Genomic DNA, 14462 nt, shown 5'->3' with positions numbered 1-14462 from the left:
TAAATCGCAATCGGCAGCGGCGGTCCCGTCAATGCGTATCAGGACCGGTCGTGTCCTGGTGTACTGGCTCATGCACGACCAAGTAGCTGTAGCGAACACGCCTGGTATTGCCGTTTACCGGCATGGTCGACCTGTGAACCTTAATGTCGTCGACCGGCCACCCCACAGCCTTCGCGATCTCCGACAGATAGTGCGGAACATTGCCGTGCCCCGACCAGATCAAGACCGCCGGAACCGGGATGTCGTGCCCGGCCCGGATCAGGTTGGTGCTGTAGAATCGCATGTCGGGGTCATAAAGCAACAGATTGCCGAACACGTCCGACTCGTTCGAAACGACCGTGCCGACGCGTCCGGACGCCCCTTTTTCAAGATCTTCCAGCAAAACGTCATAGGCAAAGTGGGTCTCATTTGCCTTCATCCGGCCCATGACCACCTCGGACAAGGGCAAGGCGACGAGTGTCGCGGCCATGATGATCAGCCCCATTGTGGAAAACGTCCTGGTCAGTCCCGGGTTGCCGGGTGGGCGTCGATCGGCATCGACCCGCGAACCGCACTCAAACAGCGACAGAATCGTCAGCGGGAGGATCAGCAAAACGGGCTGGAGCCAACGGTTTTCCATTCTTGTGGCGCCGTAAAACAGCAACAGGCCCAGCAAAATGAGCTCAAAAAACAGAATCGTGAGGACCAAAAATCTGCCGGTCTCCCCGACGCTGATGGTCCACCGGCGCGCGCGAGCCCGGTCCACAAGATATGTGGCCAATACAGCGACGACGACAAGGATCGCGGTCAGGACATTCGCCTTTGTCCAGGAAAGAACGGCCGACAGCAGATTTCCAGCGGCACCAGTGCCCTCACCGACGCCGAATTTTACCTGCCGGTGGAAAACGATCTCGGTATTGTCCAGCGCCCACAAGAGATGCGGCAGGACGGCAACCGCGAATACGGCAACCGAAACGACTATTTTCCGGTTCAGAATTGCACCGGCAAAGCCGCGCGTCAGTGAGGCGGCCAACACGATCGCCGAAAGGAAGAAGACGCCGTTATATTTGGACAAAGCAGCCGCCGCGGCAGCAAGGCCGAAGAACCCGTAATCTGCCAGCTCGCCCGTCCTGCGCAGACGCACGAACGCAAAAAGGCTCATCGCACAGAAAGCATTGACCGCGGCGCTGTGAGATAAAGCCCTTTGGGTCTCCCAGGAGATTTCCGGCACCGCAAAGACGCCCAACGCCGACGCGACAGCAGCGCGCGTGGAAAAACCCAGCTCCCTCGCGCTCAGGAATACGAAAACCAGGGCCGCGAACAAGAGAAAAAACTTTACCGCCGAATAGACGATGATCGACGTGCCGAAAACATCCGCGGCCAGATGCGTCATCCAATTGTAGAGCGGCGGCTGGCTTCCCCAATATCCCAGCGACCAGAACTGGTTGTACATCATCAGTTCCGTCGTATCGATATCGGCCCCGCTCTTGAAAAGCGAGAAAGTCAGGGTCTGAACCAGGAAGTAAGCCAAGAGCAGCAGGACGAAGGCGACCGGCAGACGGTCCTGCCGGATCATTTCCGTCAAGCCTTCTTCTCCCAACGCCTGTCAGGCGTCTGCTGCCAGTATGTCAGTTCGTGCCCGGCGTCTTTCAGGACCTTCCAGTGGGACCGCGCCGCCTCGACCTGACCCTGGTCATGCCCATCGAACATGAACACGGCACGCTCATAGTCCGCGAGCTCCGCCGGTTCCGCGCCGTCGACCAGAAACCGTACCTGCGCCGAATTGGCATTTCCCGGTGTCGCGCAGACAAGAACGGGCTGCCGGTCGGGCTGCTGCGACACGTCCGTGCCGTGGGGCAGGAAACTTTCATCGCGATAGGTCCACAAATGCTGGTCCAGGGCATCGCGGCGTTCTTCGCTGCCTGTCTGAACCACCACGCGCCACCCGCGCTCCAGACTTTTCTCCAGCAGCGGCGGCAGCGCGTCCTCGAGCCGCGACTCGGTCAGGTGATAGAAAAGCACGTCCGTCATCGCCCGGAAGCTACACGCAGAGACCATGAACGGACAACCGCCAAGTTGGCGATTACCGCTCGTAATGGGCGCGCACGAGCTCGTCGAGCAACCGCACACCGAAACCGGAAGCCCAGGAACGGTTGATTTCGGTCTGCGGCGAACCCATTGCGGTGCCGGCGATGTCGAGATGCGCCCAGGGCGTGTCGTTGACGAATCGCTGCAGGAACTGGCCTGCCGTAATCGAACCCGCCCAGCGGCCGCCGACATTCTTCATATCGGCAAATTTGGAATCGATCATCTTGTCGTATTCCGGCGCCAGCGGCATGCGCCAGACATGCTCGCCGGTCACCTTTCCGGCCTCCGCGAGGCGCTCGCACAATTCATCATCATTGGAGAAAAGGCCCGCGTGATGATGGCCGAGCGCCACGATCACCGCTCCGGTCAGGGTCGCGAGATTGATCATGAACTGCGGATCGAACCGGTCCTGGCAGTACCAGAGCGCATCGCCAAGAACCAGGCGTCCTTCGGCATCCGTATTGATCACCTCGATTGTCTGGCCGGACATCGAGGTTACGATGTCGCCGGGCCGCTGGGCATTGCCGTCCGGCATGTTCTCGACGAGCCCGAGAATGCCGACCACATTGGCCTTGGCCTTGCGCGCAGCCAGCGTATGCATCAGACCGAGCACCGCGGCGGCTCCGCCCATGTCTCCCTTCATGTCCTCCATTCCGGCGCCGGGTTTGAGAGAAATGCCGCCGGTATCGAACACGACGCCCTTGCCGACGAAGGCGATCGGCTTTTGTTTCTGCTTGCCGCCCTTCCAATGCATGATTGCAAGGCGCGGCGGCCGAACCGAGCCCTGTGCAACGCCCAGAAGCGCACGCATGCCCAGCTTCTTCATCTCTTTCTCGGTAAGAATTTCGACCTCCACACCGAGTTTTTCGAGCGCGCTCGCCTTCTTGGCGAATTCGACGGGTCCGAGGATATTGGCCGGCTCATTGACAAGATCGCGTGCGAGCATGACGCCGTCGGCGACGGCCTGCGCCGCCGCGAAGGATTTTTTCGCCGTGGCCGCATTGCCGCTGACCAGCTTCACGGCAAAGTCCTTGTCCTTCCCGGCGCCACCATTGTTTTTCTTCTTCGTCTTGTAGGCATCGAACTCGTAGCTGCGCAGCATGATGCCAAGCGCCATGTTTGCGATGTCGTCCGCCGGAATCTCCAACGCGCCGGCATCGGCATAGACGACCACCTTTCGCGACTTCTTGACCTGACCGAAGATCGCACCGCCTATTCGCAGCCAGTCATTGCCGTTCAAATCAGCAGCATCGCCGATGCCAACGACCACGATACGGTCCGCGGGACTTCCCTGCGGCGCGAGGACGTCAAGAGCGGAGAATTTCTTTCCTTCAAATTCGGCAACCTGCATTGCCTTCTTCAGTACACCCTCGGGGTCGGCGATCGAGGCACTTTCGGGCAATTCCCCACCCTTCGGGCATAAAAGGACGATCAATCCGTCATTGGCCGTCGAAGATCTGGAGAAGGTAAAGTTGATTTTCCGCGACATAAAAGCTCCGCAATTTCAGTGGGTATATCGGACGCTGGTCCGAACGAGGAACGACAACAGTCAAAGCAACATGTTGGCCTTTTCAAGCGCAATGACAAGTACACAGATCCGGCATGCGCCGGAATCGGCGGCGCACCGACAAAGGCGTTACAGGATTATGGGTACCGATTTGTCACACAATGCAGCGTGCGAACATGTGTTAATGAAGTGTTTACTATCGCAGCTCACCGCGTGTTAGGTATAAGCAAATAGTGGGTAAATCCGGTCGCGGCAATTCGCAGCCGGTTGATGGTCTGCCGGATTATTGTGCTGAATGAAGCTCATTGAACGATACATACTCAGCAGAGTGCTGATCCTTTCCGTCGGCACGATGCTCGCGACGGCCACCATCGCAATGACAACGCAGGTTCTGCTTCGTGTGGACCTCCTGAGCTCCACCGGGCAATCGCTGCTTGCCTTTCTCAAGCTGGCCGGGCTTGTCATGCCGACCATGATGGTCATCGTCATGCCCTTTGCGCTCATGATCGGCGCGGCCCAGACGTTGAGCACCATGAACACGGATTCAGAGCTCGCGGTGATCGAGGCATCCGGGGGATCGCGCGCCTTGATCGCGCGCCCCATCCTGCTGGTCGCGACATTGATGTCGCTGCTCAGCCTGGCCGAAAGCAATTTCGTCGAACCCTGGATAAACAAGCAGATAAAGATCCTGGTCAGCCAGGCATCCGCCGATCTTTTTTCCGCTGCGGTCCAGTCGGGCGCGTTTCACAAGGTCGAGGACGGTCTTTATGTCAGTGTCGCCGAGAAACTTCCCGGCGGGCAACTCGGCGGCATTTTCCTGGCGGATGAGCGCGACAAGGATGTCGATCTGCTCTACCACGCGAAACACGGGGTCTTCACGGAAGGCGGCGGACGCGATCTGCTGATTCTGTCGGACGGCGAGCTTCACCGCAAGGATAATGGCAGCGGCAATGTTTCGATCATCCGCTTTGCCACCTATGCGCTGGATCTCAGCCTGATCGGCGGTTCGTCCGGGCGTACCGGCGCACCGCCTCCAAAGGAAAGACCGACCAGCTATCTGTTCAACCCGGACACGAGCGATCCCTATTACGAGCGCAACCCCCGCGACTTCATCAAACGCATAAACAAACGATTGTCGGAATGGCTTTACCCGCTCACTTTTGGCTTCATTACCGTGTTTTTCCTGGGGAAAGCCCATTCCAACCGTCATGAGCAGGTCTGGAGCGTGGTTACAGCCGCGTCGATTGCGTTTCTGCTGCGCGGCTTCGGGTTCTATTCTGTGGACGAATCCTCCAGCAGCCGCATCTTCAGCATTTTGTGCTACGCTGTCCCTCTTGGCGCGATCGGGATCTGCAGCCTTTTCATGATCACGAACTGGACTTACAGAACGCCGCGCTATCTGACCGATCTGTCGAGCCGATTGAGTTCAGAGGACCAACCCTTCCTGGTCCATCTGCGCAACTGGATGTCAGACCTGACGGGAAGCGGCAAGAGGAGCGCGCAATGATCGGCTTCACGCTCTGGCGTTATCTCTTCCGGCGTTATGTCGTGATGACGATCTGGTTCATCCTCGGCGTTCTCGCCATAATATACATGGTTGATTTCACTGAGTTTTCCAGCCGCGCCTCGCGTCTTCCCGGCTACACGCTCGGTCTTGGCGCGCTTCTGTCCCTGCTGCGCCTGCCGAATATCATCCAGGAGACGGTCCCCTTCGTTATCCTGTTTTCATCGATATCGGTGCTGCTGATTCTCAACAGGAAATATGAGCTCGTGGTTGCCCGGTCGGCAGGCATCTCGGCATGGCAGTTCCTGACCCCGCTTTGCGCCGCCAGTTTCCTTATCGGTGTGATCATGGTCGCCGTGGTCAACCCATTTTCTTCCTATGCGCTTTCCAAGGTGCAGGAACTGGAACTGGGCCTCGGCATCAAGCGCGGAACCGTCGGCACAATCGAGCGCCCACCCTGGCTGCGGCAACGCACGGCGGACGGGGTAACGATCATCGGCGCCGACTCCGTTGCGCGCCGCGGGCTGTTGCTCGGCGGCGCAACATTTCTTCGATTCGACAATGAAGGCGGGATCGCCTCGCGTTTGGACGCGGAGACCGCGGTTTTGGAAGACGGTCACTGGATTCTTCGGAATACAACGCGAATCGACCGCGGGGAAAAGCCTGTAAATGTCGCCGAGACGACGGTGAAGACCAACCTGCGGCCGGAGTTTGTCGAGGAGACGCTGGCATCGCCACAATCGATCTCATTTTTCGAGTTGCCGCGGAAAATCGAGGTCGCCCGGTCCTACGGCCTGGGCGCCAATGCGTTTGCAATGCAATATCAATCGCTTCTTGCTCTGCCGATGCTCCTGATCGCAATGACACTTATTGCTGCAACGGTGTCTCTGAAATTTGTTCGATTTGGACAGTCCGGAGCGGTGATTTTATCTGGCATATTGGCCGGCTTTCTGCTTTATGTCGTGTCAGTGTTGGCGAAATCGTTCGGGACTGCCGGTGCCGTGCCGCCTTTCGTGGCTGCGTGGTTGCCTGCAATCGTAGCGTCGGCATTGGGGATTACGGTGCTTCTCCACAAGGAGGATGGGTAGTGGGATCGGCAGCGATCTGCAAAAATAAAATATTGCGTATCGCAGGCCTTTTCGCTGTCCTTGCGGCAAGCACGGCGCCCGACGCCCTCGTCTCGTCGGCCCAGGCACAAGGCATTAACGGCACCGACATCAACTTCCAGGCGTCACCGGACGCCCAGCTGTTGCTGACAGCCAACGAACTCGTCTTCAACCAGGACACCCAGACCGTTATCGCGACGGGTGCCGTCCAGGTCGACTATGACGGATACCGGATGGTTGCGCGGCGGCTCGAATACCATCAGCGGACCGGTCGGCTGAAAGCCTATGGCGACATCGAGATGATCGAGCCGGACGGTAACATCATCTACGCTCAGGAACTCGACGTTACGGACGATTTCGGTGACGGATTTGTCAATGCGCTGCGCATTGAGCGCCCGGACAACACGCGGATTGTAGCTGACAGCGCGCAGCGTTTCGACGGAGAGCGCACGACGCTGAACAATGGTGTCTACACGGCATGCGAGATTTGTGAGGAAGACCCGAGCAAACCGCCTCTGTGGCAGATCAAGGCAAGACGGGTCACACAGGACGGCAAGACGAAGACCATACGCCTGGAAGGCGCGCAATTCGAACTGTTCGGCAGGCCGATCGCCTATCTTCCCTTCCTCGTGGTGCCGGACCATACGGTCAAGCGCAAAAGCGGCTTTCTTATCCCGTCATTCAGCTATAGCAAGCAACTGGGCGCCAAGGTCGGTGTTCCATATTACTTCGCGCTGAACCCGCACTATGATCTGACGGTAACCGTTTCCGGCTATACGCGGCAGGGGTTCCTCGGTGAAGCCGAGTTCCGCCAGCAGTTCGAGAGCGGCAAGCATGTCTTGAAAATCGCCGGGATTCATCAGCTTTCGCCGAATGCGTTCGACGCGGGAACGGTGGACGCGGGTGTCGATAACCGCGGCATGATCGCCTCGCGCGGCGAGTTCCAGATCAACCCGCGCTGGACGTTCGGCTGGGACGTCATGGTGCAGAGCGACAACAGTTTCTCCAACACCTATGACATCGGCGGCTACAACGAGATAACGGAGACGTCCCAGATCTATCTGACCGGCCTTTCCGGGCGCAACTTCTTCGACCTGCGCGGCTTCTATTTCGACATTCAGTCGACCAACCCGGCCAGCACCGATGAGGAAGAGCAGCCGATCGTGCATCCGTCGCTGGATTATACGCGGATCTTCGATCGGCCGGTTGCCGGCGGCGAGTTGACGTTCAATTCCAACCTGCTCAGCCTGACGCGCGACGAGGCCGAGATTGACGCCGCCAACGACAAATATCCCGGTGTCGAGGGAACGAGCACCCGTCTGACGACCGAACTGGAGTGGAAACGCACCATTGTCACCGATCAGGGACTGCTGATCACGCCGATCGCCGCTGCCAGAGGCGATCTGTATTATCTCGATGTCGATGCGCCGATGGGCTATACCGGCCCGTTCACAACGCAGACGACGCCGGCGCGGGGCCTTCTGACGGCAGGCGTCGAGGCGCGCTACCCGATCCAGATCGCCACCGCCTCCGTATCGCATGTCGTGGAACCGATCGGTCAGATATTTGCGCGCAACGACGAGCAACTGGCCGGCGGTCTTCCCAACGAGGATGCGCAGAGCTTCGTGTTCGACGCCAGCACGCTTTTCGAGCGCGACAAGTTCTCAGGCTATGACCGCATGGAAGGCGGAACGCGTGCGAATCTCGGTGTTCGTTATACCGGCACCTTCCGCAATGGCGTTTCATTGCGCGGCATATTCGGCCAGTCCTACCAGATTGCCGGACTGAATTCCTTCGCAACACCTGACCTCGTCAATGTCGGCGCGTTCTCCGGACTGGAGACCGATCGGTCCGACTTTGTGGGAAGTGTCGGCGTGGACCTTCCAAACGGCTTCTCGATGACCGCCGAGGGCCGCTTCGACGAGACGTCATTCAACCTTGAACGCTCGGATGTGGGTGTTTCCTACAGTGGAAAGATCATAAGCACCGCATTCGCGCATACGACCGTGAAGCCGCAGCCCGGCTATGGATCGACAACCAGTCGTAACGAATTGAAGGGCGCCGCCTCGATACAGTTCACCGAGTACTGGAAGGCATTCGGCTCCGTGAGCTATGACATCGAGAACAAATTCATGGCCGACAATACAATCGGCTTCGGCTATGCCGACGAATGTTTCGCCATCACGCTTTCCTATACCCAACAGCGCGATGCCGACGAGGCAATCGACTGGAGCGTCGGCGCAAAGATCAGCCTGCGTACCTTGGGCGACGTTAACTTCGGCTCTGCTTCGTTGGACGGATTCCTGAATAACAACTAGTTGATCGGGCGGTGTATCTCCACGTTCAGCAGGACAAGAGCCTTTATTTCGCCAAAATAACGTTGGGATTTACCGCGACGCCTAGTTTTGCGAAAATATCCACCTGAGGGGGAACGAGGAACCAAAGGAATGAGCAGCGGGTTTGCCAGATTGTCGTATCCAGTGATGATGAGAGCCGTGTTGGCACTGGCGCTGGTCATCGCGGCGGCAGCCACCTTCAACACTCCGGCCTTCGCAGCCGGCAAGATCTCCATCATCGTGAATGGGAAAGCGATCACGTCGGGCGATGTTCAAAGACGCGTCAAGCTGCTGCAGTTGCAGCGCGAACGTGGCGATTTGAAAAAGAAAGCGCGGGAGCAGCTGGTCGAGGAAGCGATCAAAATGTCGGAGGTATCGCGCCTTCGCGCCGGCGTCAGTGACGCTCAGGTCAATCAGTCATTCGGCCGCTTTGCCTCTGCCAACAAGCTGTCCAGCAAGCAGCTGTCGCAAATGCTCAGCCAGGCTGGCGTCGGTGCCAGTCACTTCAAGGAGTTTATCCGGGTGCAGATGTCATGGCCCCGCGTCGTCAGCGCGCGGTACAATTCGGGCGGACGCATGAGCACAGAGGACCTCGTGGCCAAAATGCTCGAGCGCGGCGGCGAAAAGCCGACGACGACCGAGTATATCCTGCAGCAGGTGATCTTCGTTGTCCCGGCCTCGAAACGCAAATCCATCCTGAACAGCCGCAAGCGCGAGGCCGAGTCGATGCGCGGACGGTTTGTGAGCTGCAACAGCACGCGCGAATTCGCGAAGGGGCTGAAGGACGTATCGGTCAGGGACCTCGGCCGTGTCATGCAACCGGCACTGCCGCCGGACTGGAAGGCGCTGGTCGAGAAAACAGCCTCCGGCAAAACAACGGCGACGAGGGTGACGGATCGCGGCGTGGAGTTCATCGCGGTCTGTTCCAGCAAGGAGGTCTCGGACGACCTCGCGGCGGAAATGGTCTTCAGGTCGGAGCAGTCTTCCGACTCGAGCAGCCAGAACAAGAACAGCGAAAAATATCTCAAGGAACTGCGCGAGAGGGCCCGGGTCATCTACAAGTGATCCAACGTTCCGATCAACCATGCCACAGACCCGGAATGCCGCTCCCCTGGTTTTGACGATGGGCGATCCCGCGGGGATCGGTCCTGATATCACACTTAACATGTGGGGCCGACGCAAGACGCTGGACCTTCCGTCATTGGTGGCTATCGCCTGCCCGGCCATGCTTGTGCAAAGGGCCGAAACGCTCGGCATTGACGTATCACTTGCGGAGATAGGCGATATATCGGAGGCGTGGTCATGCGGTGATGCCTTGCCGGTCCTTGCGCTCGACAATCCCGTTCTTGCCCGTCCCGGCACACCGGCCTCCGAGAATGCGCCGGCAATCATCGAATCCATCGAGCGGGCCGTGTCACTGACTGCTGCCGGGAAAGCCGGCGCCATCGTCACCAATCCGATCGCAAAATCCGTGCTGTATGCGGCTGGCTTTTCCTTTCCCGGCCACACCGAGTTTCTGGCCGAACTCGCACAACGGCACTTCAAGATGCAGTGCAGGCCCGTCATGATGCTGGCGGGCCCCAAGCTCAAAGCCGTGCCCGTAACCGTTCATATTCCGCTCCATTCGGTTCCCGGCACGCTCTCCACGGAACTCATTGTCGAAACGGCGATGATCACCGCATCTGATCTCAAGGCACGGTTCGGTATCGCCGAACCGGCGCTGGCAGTGGCCGGCCTCAATCCGCATGCAGGCGAGGACGGGGCGCTCGGCAGCGAGGATGGCGATATCGTCCGACCGGCGGTCTCAAAGCTGAAGGCAGCCGGCATCAACGCTTTCGGGCCGCTTCCGGCGGACACCATGTTCCACGACGCCGCGCGAAGCGGGTACGATGCAGCCATCTGCATGTATCACGACCAGGCGCTCATTCCTGCAAAGGTGCTCGGTTTCGACGATACGGTGAACACAACGCTTGGACTGCCTTTCATCCGGACATCGCCTGACCATGGAACGGCGTTCGATATCGCCGGCACCGGGACAGCCCGGCCGGACAGTCTGATCGCCGCCGTCAGGCTGGCGGACACGATGGTCATGGCGCGTACCCGGGAGAATTGCTGATGGCGGCGATCGACGGGCTTCCTCCCCTGCGCGATGTGATCGCCCGATACGGTCTGAACGCCAAAAAGACACTCGGTCAGAATTTCCTGCTCGACCTCAACCTGACGCAAAAGATCGCGCGGGCGGCCGGCAATCTCGACGGCGCAGTCATTCTCGAAGTCGGTCCCGGACCCGGAGGGCTGACCCGGGCCCTGCTTGCCTGCGGCGCACGGAAGGTCATCGCCGTGGAAAGGGACGCGCGGTGCATGCCCGCTTTGCAGGAGATCGCCGGGCACTACCCCCAACGCCTGCAAATCGTTGAAGGCGACGCGCTTGAGGTGGATTTTGCCGCCCTCGCGGCCGGCGATACGATAAAGATCGTCGCGAACCTGCCTTACAATATCGGCACGCCGCTTCTCGTGAGCTGGCTGCTCACCGAACCCTGGCCGCCTTATTTCGCATCGCTCACGCTGATGTTCCAGAAGGAGGTCGCACAGCGTATTGTCGCCCGGCCAGGCACCAGCGCCTATGGACGCCTCAGCGTTCTGGCCGGGTGGCGGATGGAGGCCGAACTCGTTTTCGACGTGCCGCGCCAGGCATTTACGCCGCCGCCGAAAGTCACATCCTCGGTCGTGCACCTGACCCCGCGGGAAACGCCCCTCGCCTGCGCCGCATCCAGTCTTGCCAAGGTCACGCAGGCAGCTTTTGGTCAGCGCCGAAAGATGCTCCGCCAAAGTCTCAAGGCCCTGGGCGGCGAAGGGCTGCTCGTCGGTGCCGGAATCGATCCGCAACGCCGCGCCGAAACACTCTCGGTGGAGGAATTCTGCAGATTGGCACAAGCGGTGTATTGAAAAGACATCGCTTCGATTACTGCAGCCTATGACCGGCTGCGAAAGATGGTTTGCTGGAGCGGCAGCATCGCCGCTCCGAGCGTTGCCGCATCACCGTCAATGGCACTGGGCAGCAATTGCGGATAGGGTTTCGGCGTTCCGAGGCGATCCGTATCCGGCGGCTCACAGGCTTCTATCAGCATCTTGCGGAGCGCTGCCGGCGCCTCTCCGCCGAAAAAGATCGCATTCGGATCGATGACGGCCGAAAGCGCCCGGATGGCAAGGTCAAGACTGGGTTTGACCTCGGCAATCCACTCGGCAACGCCTTCCCAGCTCGGATCGAACTCGGCGAGGAGCTGCGGGTAGGACGCGACAATTCCGCGATCCGACAGCCGGATCAGCAGTTGCTCCAATGCCGGCCTGTGAGGCAATTCCGACCACTTGAAGATCGAGCCAATCTCGCCCGCGTTGCCATGTCCGCCGAAGACCGGCGCCTCGTTCCACATCAGACCGCCACCGAAGCCATGGTTGAAGGAAAGATATCCGAAACAGCGATGTCCCGAGCCACCGCCGCAGAAGAGCTCCGCAATCGCCGCGCTTGTCGCGTTGTTCTCAACATATGCAGGCTCACCCAATGCGGCTTGGAACAATTCATCAATCGGAATACGCGCCCAGTTATCGAGTGGCCAGGGTGTCGTGAATTGATTGTGGTGGGTGACGCGCAGGCCCTGCATCGCAACACCGACACCGATGAAACGGCGCTTTGACAGGACACCATGCGACTGAAGTGCCGCAACCAGCTCGGCCATTTCAGCCATCACCGCATCACGATCGTTCGGAAGGGCTTTCAATTCCCCGCTACAAATCGGCGTTCCGGAAAGATCGACTGCGGTGTATTCGATCGCATTGGTGCTCACGGACACACCGAGCGAAGTCGTGGCTTCGGTGTCAAACGTGATCTGCGGGCTCGGTTTACCGCGCCCCTTGACGATGGCCTTTTCCGTTTTCAGCAGCTTGTATTGGAGCAGATTGTCGACCAGGCGGTGAACCGATTGCTGAGAGAGATCGGTGAAGTCGGTGATATCGGCACGCGAGATCGAACCGCGCCGGCGAACGACATTCATGACTTCGCGCTCACTGTCCGACAGCACAAGTCTTTCTGATTCGCCGGCCATGTCCATAATGCACATATCCCTGATTCCGCGATCAAGACTAGCGCCCTGCCCATAGTATTTCCAAGTCCCATAGCGCTTGAACCAACAAATTGTTAGCGCGTTACTGCACATCGCCACTTTGCCGGAAAACAACATTTGCATTGCACTTATTGCATGAAGAAAGCCGTCTAATGACCGGGCTGTAAACGACTGTCGGGCCGAGAGCGGTGAAACAATGCGAAGGCGGATTGAATGGCCGGCCTATCGCGCTTGTCACAAAGAACCGCTAACCTGTCCTTGATTCGACGGGCGTGTCCCGGATCGCTGTTGACCCACCGAAACGGATCCGGGCTTCGGGAACGTGGCCGGCCCCAGCAACCGTATGAAAAGAGGAAGACCGAATGCCACATGCCTCGCCGATCGTGGACGCTCCGTTGCTGGCACACAGGGGCGCCTCGCTTTACGCGCCCGAAAACACATTGCAGGCCGTTCAGCGCGCAGCCGAGATGGGTGCCAAGTGGATCGAGACGGACGTGCAGCTGACGGCTGACGATGAACTCGTGATCATTCATGACCTGGAACTGGACCGGACGACGAATGGGTCCGGTTTCGTCGCACACCATACATTGGACGAAATACGGGATCTCGACGCAGGAAGCTGGTTCGGACACGGCTTCGGGCACTGCAAGGTTCCGACCCTCGAGGAGTTCATCGGCTGCGTCGTCGACAATGGCCTCAACCTTCAGCTCGAGCTCAAGGAGCTTGCCGGCCGCGAGTATCATTTGTCGGACCGGGCCTGCGACGCGCTTGCGGAACTGTGGCCCTTCGGCGAACGGAAACTGTTCGTCTCGGGCTTTTCAGCACGCTGCATGCGGCGCATCGCCGAGAAAATGCCGGATGTTCCGCGCGCAATCGCCCTGATCTGCGTTCCGGACGATCCGGATGCCTATGCCGAGGAGCATGGGGTGCAGATCATTCACGTGCAGGACAAGTTCGTGGACGACGAAGCCCTGGAGATCGTTCGCGCTTCAGCAACGGAATTCGGAGTGGCCACCGTCAACGATCCGTTGCGGGCAAAATATCTCCTGCGCTCGGGCGTGGAATCCGTGCTCACGGACGATCCTCTTCTGCTTGAGCGGGGCCACTTGCAGGCCGTCGATCAGATCGCCTGATTGCGGAAGCCGTCAAGGCAACCGGATCCTGAGCAATCGAGCTATCGGAGCTTTTCGTCGAGCAGGCCGGAGACGAAGTCGAACAGTCCGGGCCTGCGGTCACGGCGAAGCCGTTCGGCCAGCACAATCGAGCGAACTGCAGAATAGGCGCGGTCCAGATCGTCGTTGATGACGACGTAATCATAGTCGCGCCAGTGCTGCATCTCTTCCCTGGAGTTTTCCAGCCGCTGTTCGATAACCTCGTCGCTGTCTTCGGCCCGGCGGTGCAGACGTGACTTCAGCTCGGCAAGCGACGGCGGCAATATGAATACCGAAACCACGTCGGCGGGCATTTTTTCCTGCAGTTGAAGCGCGCCCTGCCAATCGATGTCGAACAGCATGTCGTGACCCTCCGCCATGCTGCGCTCCACGGGCTCGCGCGGCGTTCCGTAGAAATTGCCGTGCACTTCAGCCCACTCGAGCAGCGCATCGGTATCACGCAACCGCTGAAAATCGACATCGGTGAGAAAGTGATAGTGGACGCCATCGATCTCGCTGCCCCGTCGCTTCCGGGTCGTAACGCTGACCGACAGGTTCAGATCGTTGTCATTTTCCAGAAGGTTACGGGCAATCGTCGATTTACCTGCGCCTGAAGGTGACGAGAGCACCAGCATGAGGCCCCTGCGTTTGACATTTGTTGACGGCATGTCGG

12 protein-coding genes are annotated in these 14462 nt (G+C 59.1%); 7 read left to right on the top strand and 5 right to left on the bottom strand.

Translation table 11 applies throughout. The features are described 5' to 3' along the window. Positions 1-28 precede the first annotated feature (28 nt). The 3 genes from OOZ53_RS16530 to OOZ53_RS16520 are packed head-to-tail and all read right to left on the bottom strand — an operon-like array spanning position 29 to position 3556. Complete coding sequence (locus tag OOZ53_RS16530; RefSeq protein WP_271090872.1) at positions 29-1555, bottom strand: ArnT family glycosyltransferase; 1527 nt, start codon at positions 1553-1555, stop codon at positions 29-31. Between the two features lie 5 nt (positions 1556-1560). Further along, positions 1561-2010 (bottom strand): DNA polymerase III subunit chi, encoded by a 450-nt coding sequence (locus tag OOZ53_RS16525; RefSeq protein ID WP_271090871.1) that lies wholly within the window; start codon positions 2008-2010, stop codon positions 1561-1563. Between the two features lie 52 nt (positions 2011-2062). Then, complete coding sequence (locus OOZ53_RS16520) at positions 2063-3556, bottom strand: leucyl aminopeptidase (RefSeq protein ID WP_271090770.1); 1494 nt, start codon at positions 3554-3556, stop codon at positions 2063-2065. A gap of 313 nt (positions 3557-3869) precedes the next feature. Between OOZ53_RS16520 and OOZ53_RS16515 the strand changes: the two genes are divergently transcribed. From OOZ53_RS16515 to rsmA, 6 genes are all read left to right on the top strand, one after another. Then, on the top strand, positions 3870-5081 hold the full coding sequence (locus tag OOZ53_RS16515) for an LptF/LptG family permease (protein ID WP_271090769.1): 1212 nt from the start codon (positions 3870-3872) through the stop codon (positions 5079-5081). Then, complete coding sequence (gene lptG, locus OOZ53_RS16510) at positions 5078-6166, top strand: LPS export ABC transporter permease LptG (protein WP_271090768.1); 1089 nt, start codon at positions 5078-5080, stop codon at positions 6164-6166. Before OOZ53_RS16515 ends, lptG begins: the two co-directional genes overlap by 4 nt. A 32-nt stretch (positions 6167-6198) precedes the next feature. Then, on the top strand, positions 6199-8502 hold the full coding sequence (locus OOZ53_RS16505) for an LPS-assembly protein LptD (RefSeq protein WP_271090767.1): 2304 nt from the start codon (positions 6199-6201) through the stop codon (positions 8500-8502). A 165-nt stretch (positions 8503-8667) separates the two neighbouring features. Then, on the top strand, positions 8668-9585 hold the full coding sequence (locus tag OOZ53_RS16500; protein ID WP_271090870.1) for a SurA N-terminal domain-containing protein: 918 nt from the start codon (positions 8668-8670) through the stop codon (positions 9583-9585). Between the two features lie 19 nt (positions 9586-9604). After that, complete coding sequence (gene pdxA, locus OOZ53_RS16495) at positions 9605-10636, top strand: 4-hydroxythreonine-4-phosphate dehydrogenase PdxA (protein WP_271090766.1); 1032 nt, start codon at positions 9605-9607, stop codon at positions 10634-10636. Then, the gene (gene rsmA, locus OOZ53_RS16490; protein WP_271090765.1) at positions 10636-11466 is read left to right on the top strand and encodes a 16S rRNA (adenine(1518)-N(6)/adenine(1519)-N(6))-dimethyltransferase RsmA; all 831 of its coding nucleotides are present in this window, start codon (positions 10636-10638) and stop codon (positions 11464-11466) included. Before pdxA ends, rsmA begins: the two co-directional genes overlap by 1 nt. Before the next feature lie 26 nt (positions 11467-11492). Here rsmA and OOZ53_RS16485 read toward each other — a convergent pair whose 3' ends face one another. Beyond that, a complete protein-coding gene (locus OOZ53_RS16485; protein ID WP_271090764.1) occupies positions 11493-12620 on the bottom strand; it encodes an ROK family transcriptional regulator in 1128 nt (375 codons plus the stop codon). A 380-nt stretch (positions 12621-13000) separates the two neighbouring features. On the opposite strand from OOZ53_RS16485, the gene OOZ53_RS16480 reads away from it, so the two are divergent. Continuing rightward, positions 13001-13771: a glycerophosphodiester phosphodiesterase family protein gene (locus tag OOZ53_RS16480; protein ID WP_271090763.1), complete on the top strand. Its 771-nt coding sequence runs from the start codon at positions 13001-13003 to the stop codon at positions 13769-13771. 41 nt (positions 13772-13812) lie between these two features. Here OOZ53_RS16480 and gmk read toward each other — a convergent pair whose 3' ends face one another. Next, the gene (gene gmk, locus OOZ53_RS16475; RefSeq protein ID WP_271090762.1) at positions 13813-14457 is read right to left on the bottom strand and encodes a guanylate kinase; all 645 of its coding nucleotides are present in this window, start codon (positions 14455-14457) and stop codon (positions 13813-13815) included. Between the last annotated feature and the right edge of the window lie 5 nt (positions 14458-14462).

It is taken from the genome of Allohoeflea poritis (assembly GCF_027889715.1).
GTDB classification, from domain to species: Bacteria; Pseudomonadota; Alphaproteobacteria; order Rhizobiales; family Rhizobiaceae; genus Hoeflea_A; species Hoeflea_A poritis.
The sequence above is the reverse complement of the archived record's forward strand: the minus strand, read 5'-3'. Positions and strand labels throughout refer to the sequence as shown.

Bases quoted from the DNA above. Each gene is read 5' to 3' on its own strand.
- rsmA (WP_271090765.1), top strand. From the start codon at position 10,636: ATGGCGGCGATCGACGGGCTTCCTCCCCTGCGCGATGTGATCGCCCGA.
- OOZ53_RS16480 (WP_271090763.1), top strand. From the start codon at position 13,001: ATGCCACATGCCTCGCCGATCGTGGACGCTCCGTTGCTGGCACACAGG.
- pdxA (WP_271090766.1), top strand. From the start codon at position 9,605: ATGCCACAGACCCGGAATGCCGCTCCCCTGGTTTTGACGATGGGCGAT.
- gmk (WP_271090762.1), bottom strand. From the start codon at position 14,457: ATGCCGTCAACAAATGTCAAACGCAGGGGCCTCATGCTGGTGCTCTCG.
- OOZ53_RS16515 (WP_271090769.1), top strand. From the start codon at position 3,870: ATGAAGCTCATTGAACGATACATACTCAGCAGAGTGCTGATCCTTTCC.
- OOZ53_RS16530 (WP_271090872.1), bottom strand. From the start codon at position 1,555: ATGATCCGGCAGGACCGTCTGCCGGTCGCCTTCGTCCTGCTGCTCTTG.
- OOZ53_RS16500 (WP_271090870.1), top strand. From the start codon at position 8,668: ATGATGAGAGCCGTGTTGGCACTGGCGCTGGTCATCGCGGCGGCAGCC.
- OOZ53_RS16485 (WP_271090764.1), bottom strand. From the start codon at position 12,620: ATGGCCGGCGAATCAGAAAGACTTGTGCTGTCGGACAGTGAGCGCGAA.
- OOZ53_RS16520 (WP_271090770.1), bottom strand. From the start codon at position 3,556: ATGTCGCGGAAAATCAACTTTACCTTCTCCAGATCTTCGACGGCCAAT.
- lptG (WP_271090768.1), top strand. From the start codon at position 5,078: ATGATCGGCTTCACGCTCTGGCGTTATCTCTTCCGGCGTTATGTCGTG.
- OOZ53_RS16525 (WP_271090871.1), bottom strand. From the start codon at position 2,010: ATGACGGACGTGCTTTTCTATCACCTGACCGAGTCGCGGCTCGAGGAC.